At 50.2% G+C, this 229-nt stretch carries 1 pseudogene; it reads right to left on the reverse strand.

The annotated features are described in order from the left end of the window. Positions 1-229: pseudogene (locus KVT28_RS27550) on the reverse strand (methyl-accepting chemotaxis protein II); the annotation flags it as partial.

The following is a 229-nucleotide window of genomic DNA, read 5'->3' on the forward strand; positions in this document are numbered from 1 at the left end:
ACAACTATCGCCATCACGGCGTACAACACCAGCATGTCCTGATAGTTATTATCATATTCCGCATTGCTCTCGGCCAGCAGCTGCACGTTGTGCTCGCTCCATTGCTTGTACGCAACTTCCAGATCGTCCTGTGCCTGCTGTGCGGCAAGGTTGCTATAGGCGGAGTAATCATTGGCTTTCAAGAACACTGCCGACAGCTTCTGTAATTCTGGGAAGGCAGCAAATTTAG

This window comes from Pantoea sp. GbtcB22 (assembly GCF_019091025.1).
Taxonomy (GTDB): Bacteria; Pseudomonadota; Gammaproteobacteria; order Enterobacterales; family Enterobacteriaceae; genus Pantoea; species Pantoea leporis.